Raw genomic sequence first — 17,671 nt, forward strand, 5'->3', positions numbered from 1 at the left:
GTGGCTCTGCTGACCCGTATCAGGGGACCGCGAGACCTGGACCGGCTCTCCCCGGAGCAGCTGGACCAGCTGGCCGACGAGATCCGGACGTTCCTCGTGGACGCCGTCTCCAAGACCGGCGGCCACCTCGGGCCCAACCTCGGCGTGGTCGAGCTGACCATCGCCCTGCACCGGGTGTTCGACTCCCCGAAGGACAAGGTCCTCTGGGACACCGGCCACCAGAGCTACGTCCACAAGCTCCTCACCGGGCGTCAGGACTTCTCGAAGCTCAAGATGAAGGGCGGCCTCTCCGGCTATCCCTCGCAGGCCGAGTCCGAGCACGACGTCATCGAGAACTCGCACGCCTCCACGGTCCTCGGCTGGGCCGACGGCCTGGCCAAGGCGAACGAGGTCCTGAAGAAGGACGACCACGTCGTGGCCGTCATCGGCGACGGCGCCCTCACCGGCGGCATGGCCTGGGAGGCGCTGAACAACATCGCCGCCGCCAAGGACCGCCCGCTGGTCATCGTCGTCAACGACAACGAGCGCTCCTACGCCCCGACCATCGGCGGCCTCGCCAACCACCTGGCGACCCTGCGCACCACCGACGGCTACGAGCGCTTCCTCGCCCGCGGCAAGGACATCCTGGAGCGCACCCCGGTCGTCGGGAAGCCGCTCTACGAGACGCTGCACGGCGCGAAGAAGGGCCTCAAGGACTTCATCGCCCCCCAGGGCATGTTCGAGGACCTCGGCCTCAAGTACGTCGGCCCCATCGACGGCCACGACATCGAGGCCCTGGAGTCCGCCCTGACGCGCGCCAAGCGCTTCGGCGGCCCCGTCATCGTCCACTGCCTCACCGAGAAGGGCCGCGGCTACCAGCCCGCCCTCCAGGACGAGGCCGACCGCTTCCACGCCGTCGGGAAGATCCACCCCGACACCGGTCTCCCGATCGCCACCTCCGGCGCCGACTGGACCGGCGTCTTCGCCGACGAGATGGTCGCCCTCGGCAAGGAGCGCGAGGACATCGTCGCCATCACCGCGGCCATGCTCCAGCCCGTCGGCCTCGACAAGTTCGCCAAGGCGTTCCCCGAACGGGTCTTCGACGTCGGCATCGCCGAGCAGCACGCCGCGGTCTCCGCGGCCGGCCTCGCCACCGGCGGCCTCCACCCGGTCTTCGCGGTCTACGCCACCTTCCTCAACCGCGCCTTCGACCAGGTCCTGATGGACGTGGCCCTGCACAAGTGCGGCGTCACCTTCGTCCTCGACCGGGCCGGCGTCACCGGCACCGACGGCGCCTCCCACAACGGCATGTGGGACATGTCGATCCTCCAGGTCGTGCCCGGCCTGCGGCTCGCCGCCCCGCGCGACGCCGACCAGGTCCGCGCCCAGCTCCGCGAGGCCGTCGAGGTCACCGACGCCCCGACCGTGGTCCGCTTCTCCAAGGGCGCGGTCGGCCCGGCCGTCCCCGCGCTGCGCCGCGTCGGCGGCATGGACGTCCTCCGCGAGCCCGGCACCGACCGGCCCGACGTGCTCCTGGTCTCCGTGGGCGCCCTCGCGCCCATGTGCCTGGAGATCGCCGACCTCCTCGACCGGCAGGGCATCTCCACCACCGTGATCGACCCCCGCTGGGTCAAGCCCGTCGACGAGGCCCTCGCCCCGCTCGCCGAGCGCCACCGGGTCGTCGTCACCGTCGAGGACAACAGCCGCGTCGGCGGCGTCGGCTCGGCCGTGGCCCAGGCGCTCCGCGACGCCGGGGTGGACGTGCCGCTGCGCGACTTCGGCATCCCGCCCCGCTTCCTCGACCACGCCTCGCGCGGCGAGATCCTGGCGGAGATCGGCCTGACCGCCCCGGACATCGCCCGGCAGGTCACCGGCCTCGTCTCGCGGTTCGACGGCCGCTACGACGACAGCGCCAAGACCGCGGAGCCCGTCCGCGACTGACGCCCCGGCACGCTCCGGAGACCGTCCTTTGGGCCGGTCGGTTCACCCTCCCGGGTGCCGACCGGCCCATTCGCGTGCATTCTGGCTCTGTTCGGGGAGACGTATCCCAGCCCCCGGTCCGCGGGGGCGCCGAGACCGACGTCGGGCAGAGCGCGGAGGTACCACGGTGAGTACGGACCAGCGGCCACGGGCCACTTCCGGCGTGTTCCGGACCAAGTCGGTCGAGCAGTCGATCCGCGACACGGAGGAGCCGGAGCACGCCCTCCGGAAGTCCCTCTCCGCGTGGGACCTCACGGTCTTCGGCGTCGGCGTCATCATCGGCACCGGCATCTTCGTCCTCACGGGCAAGGTCGCCAAGGAGAACGCCGGTCCGGCGACGGCCCTCGCCTTCGTCGCCGCCGGCATCGTCTGCGCCCTCGCCGCCCTCTGCTACGCCGAGTTCGCCTCGACGGTGCCGGTGGCGGGTTCGGCGTACACCTTCGCGTACGCCTCCATCGGCGAGCTGCCCGCCTGGATCATCGGCTGGGACCTCGTCCTGGAGTTCGCCCTCGGCACGGCGGTGGTGGCCGTCGGCTGGTCGGGCTACGTCCGTTCGCTCATGGACAACATCGGCTGGCACCTGCCGGCCTCGCTCGAAGGCCCGGACGTGGCGGGCGGGACCTTCGACGTCCTGGCGTTCGTGCTCGTCCTGGTCCTCACCGTCGTCCTCGTCCTCGGGATGAAGCTCTCCGCCCGGATCACCTCGGTCGTCGTGGCGATCAAGGTGGCCGTGGTGATGATCGTGATCGTCGCCGGCCTGTTCTTCGTCGTCGGCGACAACTACAAGCCCTTCGTCCCGCCCGCCGTCACCCCGGAGGGCGGCGGCTCCAACTGGAGCTCCCCGCTGGTCCAGCTGCTCTTCGGCTACGAACCGACGAACTTCGGCGTCATGGGCATCTTCACCGCCGCCTCCGTCGTCTTCTTCGCCTTCATCGGCTTCGACGTGGTGGCCACCGCCGCCGAGGAGACCAAGCTGCCGCAGCGGGACATGCCCCGGGGCATCCTCGGCTCGCTCCTCATCTGCACCGTGCTCTACGTGGCCGTCTCGCTCGTCGTCACCGGCATGCAGAACTACAAGGAGCTGTCGGTGAGCGCCCCGCTCGCCGACGCCTTCAAGGCCGCCGGACACCCCTTCTACGCGGGCGTGATCAGCTTCGGCGCCGCCATCGGCCTCATCACGGTCTGTCTGATCCTGCTGCTGGGCCAGACCCGCGTCTTCTTCGCGATGAGCCGCGACGGCCTGCTGCCGCGCTTCTTCTCCGTCACCCACCCCCGCTTCAGGACCCCGTACCGGCCGACGATCCTGCTCGGCGTGATCATCGCGGTCGTCGCCGGCTTCACCAGCATCAACGAGCTGGCGACCCTGGTGAACATCGGCACCCTCTTCGCCTTCGTGGTGGTCGCGGCCGGTGTGATCGTGCTCCGCCGCAGCCGGCCCGACCTGCCGCGCGCCTTCCGCACCCCCTGGGTGCCCGCGCTGCCGATCCTCTCCATCGCCGCCTCGTTCTGGCTGATGCTCAACCTGCCGGGCGAGACCTGGTTCCGGTTCGCCGTCTGGATGCTGATCGGCTTCGCCGTGTACTTCCTGTACGGGCGGAGTCACAGCCGGCTCGCACGGGAGAACGGGGCCGTCCGGCGCTGAACGGGTGACGTCGGAGGTACGGGAAAACGAGCCGGAAGGGGCCGCTACAGTCGGCTCGTACCCGATCCGCATCCCGATGACCGGAGCGCTGCACCCCCCATGGCGAATCGATCCGAGGCCCCCTCCGCCCGCCCCCACGGCTCCCCCGACGCCCCGTGCCTGCGGGGTTCCTGGCTGGCCCGGGGGAAGGAGGGCAGATTCAGCGTCTACCTGCCCCGAGACGGCGAAGTGGTGCGCTGGACCGAGGACGCCGACGGCGGCTGGAGCGGGCCCGTGCCGCTCGGCGGCGGCGGGCTGCTGCCGAGTCTGTCGGTGGGACAGGGGAGCGACGGATACGTGCACCTCGTCGGGGTGCGGCCCGCCGGTGATCATCCGGACCGCGTCGAACTGGTGCACACCACCCAGTACCAGACGGGCCGTCCGGTCGTGGAATGGCGCTCGCTCGCCCACCCGAACGGGCCCTCGTACCTCTGGACCGGCGTCCCCAGCGTGGCCGTGGACGGCGTCGGTCGCACCTACGTCTTCTCCCGCAACGGCGGCGGTGGCGTCAGCGTGCGGGCCCAGAAGGACGCGGGCGGCTGGCACCCCTGGTGGGACCTGGCCGGTTCCAGGACCGACGCCGTGTCGGCCGCCGTCACCAACGGTTCGGGCCTCGTCGAGCTGTACACCCTCCACGAGACGGGCCTCCTCCGCTACACGCAGCGTGAGCCGGGGGCGAAGCCGGTCCGCGAGGACGTGCTGCCGGCCCCGGTGACCATGGGGACCCTGGCGGCCCTGGCGGGACCCTCCGGGCACGTCACGGCCTTCTACGTCGACCGGGAGGGCCAGGTGTGCGTCTGGTCGCCCGAACGGTCCCTGAAGCCCACGCCCCTCACCGAGGCGGCGGGCACCGGACCGCTGTCCGTCGCCCGCTGCCTCGTCGACGGCTTCGACTGCACGGTCCTGGCGCAGCGGGCCGAGGACGGCCGGCTCGCCCTCGCCGTCCACCCGAGCGAGCAGGAGGATGCGGGAGTCCACCGGTCGTGGACGGGGGAGGGCCACGACGAGCTGGTCACCGCCCTCGCCCGGGACCTGGAAGGGCGCCTGGTCGCGATGGCCCTGGCCGACAGGTCGTCGCTGCGTACCACCCGTCAGCGGCCCGGGGCGGACGGCTTCGTCCTGGGGAACTGGCAAACGGTGCGGTGACGACACCTCCTCCGGAGAACGCGGACGGCCCCGGCACCCGGGAAGGGGTGCCGGGGCCGTCCGCGTACGGGGCCCGGTGCGTTACGCCGGGACGCTCGCCACGCCCTGCGCCAGGAAACGCTTGCCGTTGACGCGCTCGGAGACGCCCTCGCGGTCCAGGTACGGCGTGATGCCGCCCAGGTGGAAGGGCCAGCCCGCGCCCGTGATCAGGCAGAGGTCGATGTCCTGCGCCTCGGCGACGACACCCTCCTCCAGCATCAGACCGATCTCCTGCGCCACCGCGTCCAGGACGCGGTCGCGGACCTGCTCCTCGGTCAGGACGGTGTCGCCCTGCTCGAGGAGGGCGGCGACCTCCGGGTCGAGCTCCGGCTTGAAGCCGTTCTCGGCGTTGTAGACGTAGAAGCCGCGCTTGCCGGCCTCGACGACCGCCTTCAGGTTGGGGGAGACCTTGAAGCGCTCGGGGAAGGAGCGGTTGAGGGTCTCGGAGACGTGCAGGCCGATGGCCGGGCCGACGAGCTCCAGGAGCACCAGCGGGGACATCGGCAGGCCGAGCGGCTCGATGGCCTTCTCGGCCGTCTCGACCGGGGTGCCCTCGTCGATGACGTTCTGGATCTCGCCCATGAAGCGGGTCAGGATGCGGTTCACGACGAACGCCGGGGCGTCCTTGGTGAGGACCGCGGTCTTCTTCAGCTTCTTCGCCACGCCGAAGGCGGTGGCGAGGGAGGCGTCGTCCGTCTTCTCGCCGCGGACGATCTCCAGGAGCGGGAGGATCGCGACCGGGTTGAAGAAGTGGAAGCCGACCACGCGCTCGGGGTGCTTGAGCTTGGAGGCCATCTCCGAGACGGACAGCGAGGAGGTGTTGGTGGCGAGGATCGCGTGCGCCGGGGCGACCGCCTCGACCTCCGCGAACACCTTCTGCTTGACGCCCATCTCCTCGAACACGGCCTCGATGACGAAGTCCGCGTCCGCGAAGCCCTCGGCCTTGTCGAGGACGCCGGAGACCAGGCCCTTGAGACGGTTGGCCTTGTCCTGGTTGATGCGGCCCTTGCCGAGCAGCTTCTCGATCTCGGCGTGGACGTAGCCCACGCCCTTGTCGACGCGCTCCTGGTCGATGTCGGTCAGGACGACCGGCACCTCCAGGCGGCGCAGGAAGAGCAGGGCGAGCTGGGAGGCCATCAGACCGGCGCCGACGACGCCGACCTTGGTGACCGGGCGCGCCAGCGACTTGTCCGGGGCGCCGGCGGGGCGCTTGCCGCGCTTCTGCACCAGGTTGAAGGCGTAGATGCCGGAACGCAGCTCGCCGCCCATGATCAGGTCCGCGAGGGCCAGGTCCTCGGCGTCGAAGCCCTTCTGCAGGTCCCCGTCCTTGGCGGCCCCGATGATGTCGAGGGCGCGGTAGGCGGCCGGGGCGGCGCCGTGCACCTTGGAGTCGGCGACCAGGCGGCCCTTGGCGACGGCCTGGTCCCACGCCTCGCCGCGGTCCACCTCGGGACGCTCGACGGTCACGGAGCCGTTCAGCACGCCGGCGGTCCAGACGAGCGACTGCTCCAGGAAGTCGGCGCCCTCGAAGAGCGCGTCGGCGATGCCGAGTTCGAAGACCTGCGCGCCCTTGAGCTGGCGGTTCTGGTTCAGCGAGTTCTCGATGATGACCGAGACGGCCTTCTCGGCGCCGATCAGGTTCGGCAGGAGGACGCAGCCGCCCCAGCCGGGCACCAGGCCGAGGAACACCTCGGGCAGCGAGAAGGCCGGCAGGGCCTTCGACACGGTGCGGTAGGTGCAGTGCAGACCGACCTCGACGCCGCCGCCCATGGCCGCGCCGTTGTAGTACGCGAAGGTCGGCACGGCGAGGGAGGACAGACGCTTGAAGACGTCGTGGCCGCCCTTGCCGATGGCGAGGGCCTCGTCGTGCTTCTTCAGCAGCTCGACGCCCTTGAGGTCGGCGCCGACGGCGAAGATGAACGGCTTGCCGGTGACGCCGACGCCGACGATCTCACCGTTCGCTGCCTCGGCCTCGACCTGGTCGATCGCCGTGTTCAGGTTGGCGAGGGACTGAGGTCCGAAGGTGGTCGGCTTGGTGTGGTCGAAGCCGTTGTCCAGGGTGATCAGCGCGAACCGGCCGGCGTTCGCCGGGAGTTCGAAGTGCCGTACGTGGGCCGAGGTCACGACCTCGTCCGGGAAGAGCTCGGCGGCGCCCTTCAGAAGCTCGGCGGTGGTGCTCACTTGCCCTCCCAGTGGGGGTTTTCCCAGATGACCGTGGCGCCCATGCCGAAGCCGACGCACATCGTGTTGAGGCCGTAGCGGACCTCCGGGTGCTCCTCGAACTGGCGGGCCAGCTGCGTCATCAGACGGACGCCGGAGGAGGCGAGCGGGTGACCGTAGGCGATCGCGCCGCCGTACTGGTTGACGCGGGCGTCGTCGTCGGCGATGCCGTAGTGCTCCAGGAAGGCGAGGACCTGGACCGCGAACGCCTCGTTGATCTCGAAGAGGCCGATGTCCCCGATCGAGAGGCCCGCCTTGGCGAGGGCCTTCTCGGTGGCCGGGATCGGGCCGTAGCCCATGACCTCGGGCTCGACGCCGGCGAAGGCGTACGAGACCAGGCGCATCTTGACCGGGAGGCCGTTCTCGCGGGCGAAGTCCTCGGAGGCGATGACCGAGGCGGTGGCGCCGTCGTTCAGACCGGCCGCGTTGCCCGCCGTCACGTTGCCGTGGACGCGGAACGGGGTCTTCAGGCCGGCCAGCGACTCCAGGGTGGTGCCCGGACGCATCGGCTCGTCGGCGGTGACCAGGCCCCAGCCGGTCTCGCCGGTGGAGGGGTCGGTGCGGCGGACCGAGATCGGCACCAGGTCCTGCTGGATCTTGCCGTCGGCGTACGCCTTGGCGGCCTTCTCCTGCGAGCGCACGGCGTACTCGTCGGCGCGCCGCTTGGTGATGCTCGGGTAGCGGTCGTGCAGGTTCTCGGCGGTCATGCCCATGAAGAGGGCGGACTCGTCGACGAGCTTCTCCGACACGAAGCGCGGGTTCGGGTCGACGCCCTCGCCCATGGGGTGGCGGCCCATGTGCTCGACACCGCCGGCGATGACGGCGTCGTAGGCGCCGAAGGCGATCGAACCGGCGACGCTCGTCACGGCCGTGAGGGCGCCGGCGCACATGCGGTCGATGGAGTAGCCCGGCACCGACTGCGGCAGCCCGGCGAGGATGCCCGCCGTGCGGCCGAGCGTCAGACCCTGGTCGCCGATCTGCGTGGTCGCGGCGATGGCGACCTCGTCGATCTTCTGGGGGTCGAGGCCCGGGTTGCGACGCAGCAGCTCCCGGATGGCCTTGACGACGAGGTCGTCGGCGCGGGTCTCGTGGTAGATGCCCTTCGGGCCCGCCTTGCCGAACGGGGTGCGGACGCCGTCGACGAAGACGACGTCCCTGACGGTACGAGGCACGATGGCTCTCCTCCAGGGTGCGGAACGGCCTGCTGCGACGCGCCTGAGCGCGCGCTTGGTTCCCCATGCTACTTGTGGGTAACCACGCTGCCCACCCCCTGGGGGCCAAGCGGCGAAGGTCACACCGGGAACTCTGCCGGACACGCCGGGAAACGGCCGGGCACGACGGAGCCCCCGTCACCCTTCCGGGTGGCGGGGGCTCCGCGGGCGGGACCGCGAACGCCGCCGGGGCTCCGCGGGCGGGGCCGCCGGACGGCGTTACGCGCTCGCCGCCAGCGCCTTCACCAGCAGCGGCGTCACCAGCTCGACCTGCCAGGCGCGCGCGCCGTGGGCCGTCAGCGCGGCGGCGACGCCCTCCGCGTCCGCCCGGGACGGCGGCTCCCAGCAGACCCGGCGCACGGTGTCCGGGGTGATCAGGTTCTCCTGCGGCAGGTTCAGCTCCTCGGCGAGCGCCGAGACCGCCGCGCGCGCGGCCGACAGGCGGGCCGCCGCGACCGGGTCCTTGTCGGCCCAGGCGCGCGGCGGGGGCGGCCCCGCGACCTGCTGGCCCGGCTGGGGCAGCTCGCTCTCCGGCAGCGCCCTGGCCCGGTCCACCGCGGCCTGCCACTGCTCCAGCTGACGGCGGCCCATCCGGTGGCCGAAACCGGGCAGGGCCGTGAGCGCGGCCAGGTTCACCGGCACCGCGAGCGCCGCCTCCACGATCGCCGCGTCGCTCAGCACCTTGCCGGGGGAGACGTCGCGCCGCTGGGCCACCCGGTCGCGGGCCGTCCACAGTTCCCGCACGACCGCCATCTGGCGCCGGCGGCGCACCTTGTGCATGCCGGAGGTCCGCCGCCACGGGTCCTTGCGCGGCGGGGCGGGCGGGGCCGAGGCGATCGCGTCGAACTCCTGGCGCGCCCACTCCAGCTTCCCCTGGTGGTCGAGCTCCTCCTCCAGGGCGTCCCGCAGGTCCACGAGGAGTTCCACGTCGAGCGCCGCGTACCGCAGCCAGGGCTCGGGGAGCGGCCGGGTCGACCAGTCCACGGCGGAGTGGCCCTTCTCCAGCGCGTAGCCGAGGACGGACTCGACCATCGCGCCGAGGCCGACGCGCGGGAAGCCCGCGAGCCGGCCGGCCAGCTCGGTGTCGAAGAGCGAGGTGGGGACCATGCCTATGTCACGCAGACAGGGAAGGTCCTGGGTGGCCGCGTGCAGAATCCATTCGGTGCCGGTCAGTGCCTCGCCGAGCCCCGAGAGGTCGGGGCAGCCCACCGGGTCGATCAGCGCGGTGCCCGCTCCCTCGCGCCGGAGCTGGACGAGGTAGGCGCGCTGCCCGTAGCGGTAGCCGGAGGCGCGCTCGGCGTCCACGGCCACGGGGCCGGTGCCGGCCGCGAAGGCGGCGATCACCCCGGCGAGGGCCTCCTCGGTCTCGACGACGGGCGGCACCCCTTCACGGGGCGCCAGCAACGGGGTCGGAAGCCCGTGCGCAGGGACGTCGTCGTCCGGGGGGCCGCCCCCGGTGGTGCGCAGTGCTGTGTCTGCTGCGGTCTCTCGGGCGTCGGTCACCCGTCAAGGGTATCGGTGAACGGCGGGCGCCTGTCGACGGAACGTTCCCTCGACAGGCGCCCGCCGGTTGTCCACCGCCCGTCAGTGGATGATCCCCGTCCGCAGGGCCACCGCGACCATTCCGGCGCGGTCGCCGGTGCCCAGCTTGCGGGCGATGCGGGCGAGGTGGCTCTTCACGGTCAGGGCGGACAGGCCCATGGAGACGCCGATCGCCTTGTTCGACTGGCCCTCCGCGACGAGCCGCAGCACCTCGACCTCACGGCCGGAGAGCTCGCGGTAGCCGCCCGGGTGGCTCGGGGCACCCGGGGGGCGGCGGTGGCCCAGACGGGCCGCCGCGGCGCCGATGGGGGCGGCGCCGGGGCGGGTGGGGTGACCGATGTTGGTCCGGGTGCCGGTGACGACGTAGCCCTTCACCCCTCCGGCCAGGGCGTTGCGCACGGCGCCGATGTCGTCGGCGGCCGAGAGGGCGAGGCCGTTGGGCCAGCCAGCCGCGCGGGTTTCGGACAGCAGCGTCAGGCCGCTGCCGTCGGGCAGGTGGACGTCGGCAACGCAGATGTCGCGCGGGTTGCCGACGCGGGGACGGGCCTCCGCGATGGACGACGCCTCGATCACGTCACGTACTCCGAGGGCCCACAGGTGTCGGGTCACGGTGGAACGGACGCGAGGGTCGGCCACGACGACCATGGCCGTCGGCTTGTTCGGCCGGTAGGCGACCAGGCTTGCGGGCTGCTCGAGGAGAACGGACACCAGGCCTCCTGGGGGGAAGGTGGGGGACGGAGCCGGCTCGGGGAAGAAGCCGGGGGCGGACCCGTGCTGTGAAGGGGTCATTGACTCCTTCGGCACCGGGGCCGCCCGCCTTTAGGGAAAGATCACGATTTGGTGAGTAACAATTAGGGCAATTCGGACGCCTGATCGATCATCCTACGAGTAACCCCCTTGGCTTCACCCTCACGAGGGAGCCCCGGCGCACCTTTCCGAACGCCCCGGAGGGCGCCGGGGGCCTCCCGGAGCGCCCGGGGGACCGCCCATCAGACCTGTTGCGGCCCCCGCCGCTGGGGCAGCGAGACGACCCCCGCGCCCGTGGTCGTGCCCGCCCCCGGATCGAGCGGCGCCGGCGGGAGCCCCGCGACCTGGCCGAGCAGGTCGCACCAGGCCGCCAGGTGCGCCCCCGTGTCCGGCACCCCGGCCGGGCCCTCGCGCGGCGTCCAGGACGCCCGGATCTCGATCTGGGTCGCCGGCCGCCGGTCCGCGAGCCCGCCGAAGTAGTGCGAGCCCGCCATCGTGACGGTCCCGCCCGCCTCCCCGTACGCCAGCCCCCGCGCCTCCAGGGCCCCGGTCAGCCAGGACCAGCACACCTCCGGCAGCAGCGGGTCCGACGCCATCTCCGGCTCCAGCTCCGCCCGGATCAGCGTCACCAGACGGAACGTTCCCTTCCAGGCGTCGTGCCCGTCCGGGTCGTGCAGCAGGACGAGCCGCCCGTCCGCCAGGTCGTCCTCGCCGTCCACGACGGCCGCCTCCACCGCGTACGCGTACGGGGCCAGCCGCTGCGGCGGCCTGGTCGGTTCGACCTCGACCTCGGGCCGCAACCGCGCCCCGCGCAAGGCGTCCACCGCCCGCCGGAACGAGGATGGCGCCGGGTTCGTCTCCGTGCTGTCCGCCGTTTCGTCCGTCCCTCGATCGCCGTCGGAATGATCGGAAAAATGTCCCTGAGCCGCAGCCATGCGGGGAAGAGTAGGCGGAACGGACCCTCCGCGCAGGGAGGGACACCCTGCCCGGACGAGCGGCTTCCCGCCACATGCGAAGATTCTGGGCGTGAGTGCCAACGATCGCCCGCAGGGCCAGCAGACGAAGCACCAGTCGCGGACGTACGACTCCGCGTTCCTCAAGGCGTGCCGGCGCGAGCCGGTGCCACACACCCCCGTCTGGTTCATGCGGCAGGCCGGGCGCTCCCTCCCCGAGTACCTGAAGGTCCGCGAGGGCATCCCCATGCTGGAGTCGTGCATGCGGCCCGAGCTGGTCACCGAGATCACGCTCCAGCCCGTGAGGCGCCACAAGGTGGACGCCGCCATCTACTTCAGCGACATCGTCGTCCCCCTCAAGGCCATCGGCATCGACCTCGACATCAAGCCCGGCGTCGGCCCGGTCGTCGCCGACCCGATCCGCACCCGCGCCGACCTGGACCGGCTGCGCGACCTGACCCCCGAGGACGTCCACTACGTCACCGAGGCCATGGGGATGCTCACCGAGGAGCTGGGCGACATCCCGCTCATCGGCTTCGCCGGCGCGCCCTTCACCCTCGCGAGCTACCTCGTCGAGGGCGGTCCGTCGCGCAACCACGAGCACACCAAGGCGCTCATGTACGGCGACCCGCAGCTCTGGGCCGACCTCCTCGACCGCCTCGCCGGGATCACCTCGGCCTTCCTCGAGGTCCAGATCGAGGCCGGCGCCTCCGCCGTGCAGCTCTTCGACTCCTGGGTCGGCGCCCTCTCCCCGGCCGACTACCGCCGCTCCGTGATGCCCGCCTCCGTGAAGGTGTTCGACGCGGTCGCCGGGTACGGCGTCCCGCGCATCCACTTCGGCGTCGGCACGGGCGAACTGCTCGGCCTCATGGGCGAGGCCGGCGCGGACGTCGTCGGCGTCGACTGGCGCGTCCCGCTGGACGAGGCCGCCCGCCGCGTCGGCCCCGGCAAGGCGCTCCAGGGCAACCTGGACCCCGCCGTCCTCTTCTCCACCCGCGAGGCCGTCGAGGCCAGGACGGACGAGGTCCTGGCCGCCGCGAAGGGCCTGGAGGGGCACGTCTTCAACCTGGGCCACGGCGTGCTGCCCACCACCGACCCGGACGCGCTCTCCCGCCTCGTGGAGTACGTCCACACCCGCACGGCCGTCTGATCCCGCGGGCACCGCGCCCGCGCACGACGGCGGCGCCCGCCGGGACATCCTCCCCGGCGGGCCGCCGCCGTCCGGCCCGCCCCGGGCCCTCAGCCCGCCTCGCGGACCGCCACGGTCGCCTTGCGGGCCGCGATCAGCACCGGGTCCCACACCGGCGAGAACGGCGGCGCGTACCCCAGGTCCAGGGCCGTCATCCGCTCCACCGTCATCCCCGCCGTGAGCGCCACCGCCGCGACGTCCACCCGCTTCGCCGCGCCCTCCCGGCCCACGATCTGCGTCCCGAGCAGCCGCCCGGTCCGCCGCTCGGCCAGCATCTTCACCGTCATCGGGGCGGCCCCGGGGTAGTAGCCCGCGCGGCTGGTCGACCCGACCGTCACCGTCACGAACCGCAGCCCCACCTCCAGGGCCTCCTTCTCCCGCAGGCCCGTCCGCGCGATCTCCAGGTCGCACACCTTCGACACCGCCGTGCCCACCACGCCCGGGAAGGTCGCGTAGCCGCCGCCGGCGTTCGAGCCGATGACCTGGCCCTGCTTGTTGGCGTGCGTCCCCAGGGCGACGTGCCGCTCCCGGCCCGACACCAGGTCCAGGACCTCCACGCAGTCACCGCCCGCCCAGATGTTCTCGTGGCCCCGGACCCGCATCGCCAGGTCGGTGAGCAGCCCGCCGTACGCCCCCAGCGGCAGCCCCGCCGCGCGGGCGAGCGAGGTCTCCGGCGCCACGCCCGTGCCCAGGACCACCACGTCCGCCGGGTACTCCTCGTCGTCCGTCGCCACCGCGCGGACCCGGCCGTCCGCCCCGGTCAGCACCTTCGTGACCGCCGCCGAGTTGACCGTCCTGATCCCGAGCCCGTCCATCGCCTCGTGCACGAGACGGCCCATGTCCGGGTCCAGGGTCGCCATCGGCTGCTCGCTCCGGTTGAGGACGGTCACCTCGTGGCCCCGCTTCAGCAGGGCCTCGGCCATCTCCACCCCGATGTACCCGGCGCCGACCACGACCGCCCGCCGGCCCTCCGTGCCGGAGAGCGTGTCGAGCAGCGCCTGCCCGTCGCCCAGGTTCTGCACCCCGTGCACCCCGGGCGCGTCGATCCCCGGCACCGGCGGACGCAGCGGCGTGGCGCCCGTCGCGATCACCAGCTTGTCGAAGCCGGTCCACTCCTCCGTCCCCGTCTCCAGGTCCCGGGAGCGGACCCGCTGCCCCTCGACGTCGATCTCCGTCACCTCGGTCCGCGTCCGCAGGTCGATGTCACGGGCCCGGTGCTCCTCGGGGGAGCGGGCGATCAGGTCGTCGCGCGACCCGACGTCCCCGCCGACCCAGTACGGGATGCCGCAGGCCGAGTACGAGGAGAACTGCCCGCGCTCGAAGGCGACGATCTCCAGCTCCCCGGGGGACCTGAGCCTGCGCGCCTGTGACGCGGCGGCCATGCCCGCCGCGTCCCCACCGATGACCACCAGTCGTTCGCTCATGGGGAGACGCTACTTCGCGGGCGCCTCCGGCGGCTCCGGGGACTCCGGCGGCTCCGGTGCCGTGGACACGCCGGCGGCGTTCCGCCCGGCCCGGGGCCGTCCGGGGCGCGGCGCGGGGACCCGGAGGGGACGGCGGGCCGCAATGCGGGGGCGGACCAGGCGGCGCCAGAGGACGAAGACGGCCAGGGCGACCGCCAGCCACGGGGCCAGGGCGGCGAGCACGACCACGATCCAGGACGCCACGCCGACCAGGGCGCTCCAGCCGCCGTTCAGGGCGTCCAGGACGCCGGGACGGCCCTCCTCCGGGGGCGGCGGCTTCTCCTCCGCCTTCTTCGCCTTCTTCTTCTCGGAGAGCTGGAGGGTGATGGTGGCCAGCGAGGTCCGGTCCGCCAGCGAGGACTGCTGGGCGAGCAGCGACTCCAGGTCGGCCTGCCGCCGGCCCAGCTCGGCCTCCAGGGTCACCACGTCGGACAACCGCTCGGCCCGGTCCATCAGCGCCCGCACCCGCGCCACGCTCGCCCGCTGGCTGGCGATCCGGCTCTGCACGTCCACCACCTGGTCGGTGACGTCCTTGGCGTCCGCCTTGCGGCTCAGCAGCCTCCCCGCGCCCGCCAGCTCGGTGAGGACGGAGTCGTACCGTTCCTGCGGCACCCGCAGCACGATGTGCGAGGCGAGGTACGCGTCGTCGACCCGCTCCGTGGACTCGTTCTCCACCCGGCCGCCCGCTTCCGCCGTCACCCGGCGGGCCGCGGCCAGCGCCTTCGCCGCGTCCGCGACCTCCACGGAGAGCGTGGCGGTACGGATGACGTGCTGCCCGGCCGGCGCCTTCGGCGCGGCCTTCCCGGGAGCGGCGCCGGGGGAGGCGTCCGCCGCGCCCTCGGCCGCGCCGCCCGGGGCCCGTTCGGCGGGCCGCGCCGCCCGCGCGTCCGCCGCCCTGCCGCCCGCGTCCGTCCCGCCCGCTCCGCAGCCCGTCAGGACCAGTGACGCCGTCAGCAGGACGGTGGCCGTCGTACTCGCTCTCCGCATGGAGACCCCCAGGATGGTGATGAGTGATGCCCTTTGGACGTACGGGCCGGTGGCGGGGGTTGCCGTACGGCGGTAGCGATGCGGTCACGGTCCGGCCTCGGAACGGGAGCGCGGGGGCGATTTGAGAGAGTGGTCCCATGAACGCGGACACCACGGCCCCCCACGTCGTCGTCGCCGGAGGCGGGATCACCGGCCTCGCGGCCGCCCACCGGCTGGCCCTCGCCGGCCACCGGGTGACCCTCCTCGAAGCGGACGGCCGGCTCGGCGGCAAGCTCCTCGCCGGGGAGATCGCGGGCGCCCCCGTGGACCTCGGCGCCGAGTCGCTGCTCGCCCGCCGCCCCGAGGCCGTCGCCCTGGCCCGCGCGGTCGGCCTCGGCGACCGGCTCCGGCCGCCCGCCACCACCACCGCGTCCGTCTGGTCCCGGGGCGGGCTGGTCCCCATGCCGAAGGGGCACGTCATGGGCGTCCCCGGCGACGCCGACGCGGTCCGGGGCCTCCTCTCCGAGGAGGGCGTGCGCCGGATCGCCGGCGACCTCGGCCTGCCGCCCACGGAGATCGGCGAGGACGTCGCCCTCGGGGAGTACGTCGCCGCCCGCATGGGCCACGAGGTCGTGGACCGGCTCGTCGAACCCCTCCTCGGCGGGGTGTACGCCGGGAACGCCTACCGCATCTCCATGAGGGCCGCCGTCCCCGCGCTCTTCGAGGCCGCCCGCTCCCGTCCCACGCTCACCGCCGCCGTCCGCGCCGTCCAGCGGGCCGGCGCCGCCGTCCCGGCCGACGCGGCGGGCGCCGCCACCGGTCTGGGCGGTTCCGTCTTCGCCGGCATCGAGGGCGGCGTCGGCACCCTGCCCGGCGCGGTCGCCGACGCGGTCCGCGCCGCGGGCGGCGAGATCCTCCTGAACGCCCCCGTCACGGAACTGCGCCGGACCGGGACCACCGGCTGGCAGGTGGTCGGCGGCGACCGGGTCCTCGCCGCCGACGCCGTCGTCCTGGCCACCCCCGCCGGGCCCGCCGCCGCGCTCCTGGCCGCACACGCCCCCGCCGCCGCGAACGAGCTGAACGCGATCGAGTACGCCTCCATGGCCCTGGTCACCCTCGCGTTCCGCCGTTCCGACGTGCCCGGCCCGGAGGGCTCCGGCTTCCTCGTACCGCCCGTCGACGGCCACACGATCAAGGCGTCCACGTTCTCCTCCCGGAAGTGGGGCTGGGTCGCCGACGCGGCCCCCGACCTGTTCGTGCTGCGCACCTCGGTCGGCCGCCACGGCGAGGCGGAGCAGGTCCACCGCGAGGACGCCGACCTGGTGGACGCCTCCCTCGGGGACCTGGCCGCCGCCACCGGCCTCGGCGCCCGCCCCGTCGCCGCCACGGTCACCCGCTGGCTCGGCGGCCTGCCCCAGTACCCGGTCGGCCACCTCGACCGCGTCGCCCGCGTCCGCGCGGCCGTCGCCGCCCTCCCCGGCCTGCGGGTCGCGGGGGCCGCGTACGACGGCGTCGGCGTCCCCGCCTGCGTCGCCTCGGCCCTGCGCGCGGCCGACGAGATCACCGACGGGTTGGGGGCCGGAGCCGGGGACGAGAGCACCGCCACGCGGGAAACGGCCGACCCGGGTACGGGGCACTCCTCGTGAAGGGCGAGAATGGACCCATGAGTGCGCCCGAAAAGATCCCGAACGCCGGTAAGAAGGCGAAGGACCTCAACGAGGTCATCCGCTACACCCTGTGGTCCGTCTTCAAGCTGCGCGACGTCCTGCCCGAGGACCGGAGCGGCTACGCCGACGAGGTCCAGGAGCTGTTCGACCGGCTCGCGGCCGAGGACGTCACGATCCGTGGCACGTACGACCTGTCCGGTCTGCGCGCCGACGCCGACGTCATGATCTGGTGGCACGCCGAGACGAGCGACGAGCTCCAGGAGGCGTACAACCTCTTCCGCCGCACCCGCCTGGGCCGCGCCCTGGAGCCGGTCTGGTCGAACATGGCGCTGCACCGCCCCGCCGAGTTCAACAAGTCGCACATCCCGGCCTTCCTGGCCGACGAGAACCCGCGCGACTACGTCTCGGTCTACCCCTTCGTGCGCTCCTACGACTGGTACCTGCTGCCGGACGAGGACCGCCGCCGCATGCTCGCCGACCACGGCAGGATGGCCCGCGGCTACCCCGACGTCCGCGCCAACACGGTCGCCTCCTTCTCGCTCGGCGACTACGAGTGGCTCCTCGCCTTCGAGGCCGACGAGCTGCACCGCATCGTGGACCTCATGCGCCACCTGCGCGCCTCCGAGGCGCGGATGCACGTCCGCGAGGAGGTCCCGTTCTTCACCGGCCGGCGCAAGAGCGTCGCCGACCTGGTGGCGGGCCTGGCCTGACGGCCGTACGAAAACCTGGTGGCGGCCCGGCTCCCGGCCGGGTGCGCCACCCCTCGACCCGGAAGATCAGACGGCCGGCGGAACCCATCCGCCCGCCGCTCCAGCGACACCGGGTCCGGCACCGGGTGCGGCGCGCTTCGAGCGCGCCGCACCGGCGTCATTTCGGGGCTCCTTCCCG

General features: G+C 73.1%; 13 protein-coding genes. 6 read left to right on the forward strand and 7 right to left on the reverse strand.

The genetic code is table 11. The annotated features are described in order from the left end of the window. The 3 genes from dxs to ACZ6AQ_RS07650 all read left to right on the forward strand — a co-directional run bounded on the left by dxs (nt 1) and on the right by ACZ6AQ_RS07650 (nt 4,786). Nucleotides 1–1,920, forward strand: coding sequence for a 1-deoxy-D-xylulose-5-phosphate synthase (gene dxs / locus ACZ6AQ_RS07640; protein WP_468758251.1), 1,920 nt, complete (start codon nt 1–3; stop codon nt 1,918–1,920). Between the two features lie 202 nt (nt 1,921–2,122). Further along, nucleotides 2,123–3,601 (forward strand): amino acid permease, encoded by a 1,479-nt coding sequence (locus ACZ6AQ_RS07645; RefSeq protein ID WP_468758253.1) that lies wholly within the window; start codon nt 2,123–2,125, stop codon nt 3,599–3,601. A 99-nt stretch (nt 3,602–3,700) separates the two neighbouring features. Beyond that, nucleotides 3,701–4,786, forward strand: a complete 1,086-nt coding sequence (locus tag ACZ6AQ_RS07650; protein ID WP_468758255.1) for a PLL family lectin — start codon at nt 3,701–3,703, stop codon at nt 4,784–4,786. Between the two features lie 81 nt (nt 4,787–4,867). On the opposite strand, the gene ACZ6AQ_RS07655 is transcribed toward ACZ6AQ_RS07650, so the two are convergent. The 5 genes from ACZ6AQ_RS07655 to ACZ6AQ_RS07675 form a co-directional block, all read right to left on the reverse strand. Further along, nucleotides 4,868–7,006, reverse strand: coding sequence for a 3-hydroxyacyl-CoA dehydrogenase NAD-binding domain-containing protein (locus ACZ6AQ_RS07655; RefSeq protein ID WP_468758256.1), 2,139 nt, complete (start codon nt 7,004–7,006; stop codon nt 4,868–4,870). After that, nucleotides 7,003–8,217: a thiolase family protein gene (locus ACZ6AQ_RS07660; RefSeq protein WP_468758257.1), complete on the reverse strand. Its 1,215-nt coding sequence runs from the start codon at nt 8,215–8,217 to the stop codon at nt 7,003–7,005. Before ACZ6AQ_RS07660 ends, ACZ6AQ_RS07655 begins: the two co-directional genes overlap by 4 nt. 258 nt (nt 8,218–8,475) lie before the next feature. Further along, nucleotides 8,476–9,759: an HRDC domain-containing protein gene (locus ACZ6AQ_RS07665; protein WP_468758258.1), complete on the reverse strand. Its 1,284-nt coding sequence runs from the start codon at nt 9,757–9,759 to the stop codon at nt 8,476–8,478. An 81-nt stretch (nt 9,760–9,840) separates the two neighbouring features. After that, complete coding sequence (locus ACZ6AQ_RS07670) at nt 9,841–10,506, reverse strand: response regulator transcription factor (protein WP_015037008.1); 666 nt, start codon at nt 10,504–10,506, stop codon at nt 9,841–9,843. A 281-nt stretch (nt 10,507–10,787) separates the two neighbouring features. After that, nucleotides 10,788–11,480, reverse strand: coding sequence for a DUF3000 domain-containing protein (locus ACZ6AQ_RS07675; protein WP_468758259.1), 693 nt, complete (start codon nt 11,478–11,480; stop codon nt 10,788–10,790). 91 nt (nt 11,481–11,571) lie between these two features. On the opposite strand from ACZ6AQ_RS07675, the gene hemE reads away from it, so the two are divergent. Next, a complete protein-coding gene (gene hemE, locus ACZ6AQ_RS07680) occupies nt 11,572–12,648 on the forward strand; it encodes a uroporphyrinogen decarboxylase (protein ID WP_468758260.1) in 1,077 nt (358 codons plus the stop codon). Nucleotides 12,649–12,737: 89 nt separating this feature from the next. Here hemE and ACZ6AQ_RS07685 read toward each other — a convergent pair whose 3' ends face one another. After that, a complete protein-coding gene (locus ACZ6AQ_RS07685; protein ID WP_468758262.1) occupies nt 12,738–14,111 on the reverse strand; it encodes an FAD-dependent oxidoreductase in 1,374 nt (457 codons plus the stop codon). Nucleotides 14,112–14,120: 9 nt separating this feature from the next. Continuing rightward, nucleotides 14,121–15,137 carry a DUF4349 domain-containing protein gene (locus ACZ6AQ_RS07690; RefSeq protein WP_468758263.1) on the reverse strand — a complete coding sequence of 339 codons (1,017 nt, stop codon included), beginning with the start codon at nt 15,135–15,137 and terminating at the stop codon, nt 14,121–14,123. A 137-nt stretch (nt 15,138–15,274) separates the two neighbouring features. Between ACZ6AQ_RS07690 and hemG the strand changes: the two genes are divergently transcribed. Continuing rightward, on the forward strand, nt 15,275–16,762 hold the full coding sequence (gene hemG, locus ACZ6AQ_RS07695; protein WP_468758265.1) for a protoporphyrinogen oxidase: 1,488 nt from the start codon (nt 15,275–15,277) through the stop codon (nt 16,760–16,762). Between the two features lie 17 nt (nt 16,763–16,779). Next, nucleotides 16,780–17,493 carry a hydrogen peroxide-dependent heme synthase gene (hemQ, locus tag ACZ6AQ_RS07700; RefSeq protein WP_388696685.1) on the forward strand — a complete coding sequence of 238 codons (714 nt, stop codon included), beginning with the start codon at nt 16,780–16,782 and terminating at the stop codon, nt 17,491–17,493. The last annotated feature ends 178 nt before the right edge of the window (nt 17,494–17,671 follow it).

Source organism: Streptomyces sp. NPDC041191 (assembly GCF_055591945.1).

Bases quoted from the DNA above. Each gene is read 5' to 3' on its own strand.
- ACZ6AQ_RS07685 (WP_468758262.1), bottom strand. From the start codon at position 14,111: ATGAGCGAACGACTGGTGGTCATCGGTGGGGACGCGGCGGGCATGGCC.
- hemQ (WP_388696685.1), top strand. From the start codon at position 16,780: ATGAGTGCGCCCGAAAAGATCCCGAACGCCGGTAAGAAGGCGAAGGAC.
- ACZ6AQ_RS07690 (WP_468758263.1), bottom strand. From the start codon at position 15,137: ATGCGGAGAGCGAGTACGACGGCCACCGTCCTGCTGACGGCGTCACTG.
- ACZ6AQ_RS07650 (WP_468758255.1), top strand. From the start codon at position 3,701: ATGGCGAATCGATCCGAGGCCCCCTCCGCCCGCCCCCACGGCTCCCCC.
- ACZ6AQ_RS07675 (WP_468758259.1), bottom strand. From the start codon at position 11,480: ATGGCTGCGGCTCAGGGACATTTTTCCGATCATTCCGACGGCGATCGA.
- hemG (WP_468758265.1), top strand. From the start codon at position 15,275: ATGAACGCGGACACCACGGCCCCCCACGTCGTCGTCGCCGGAGGCGGG.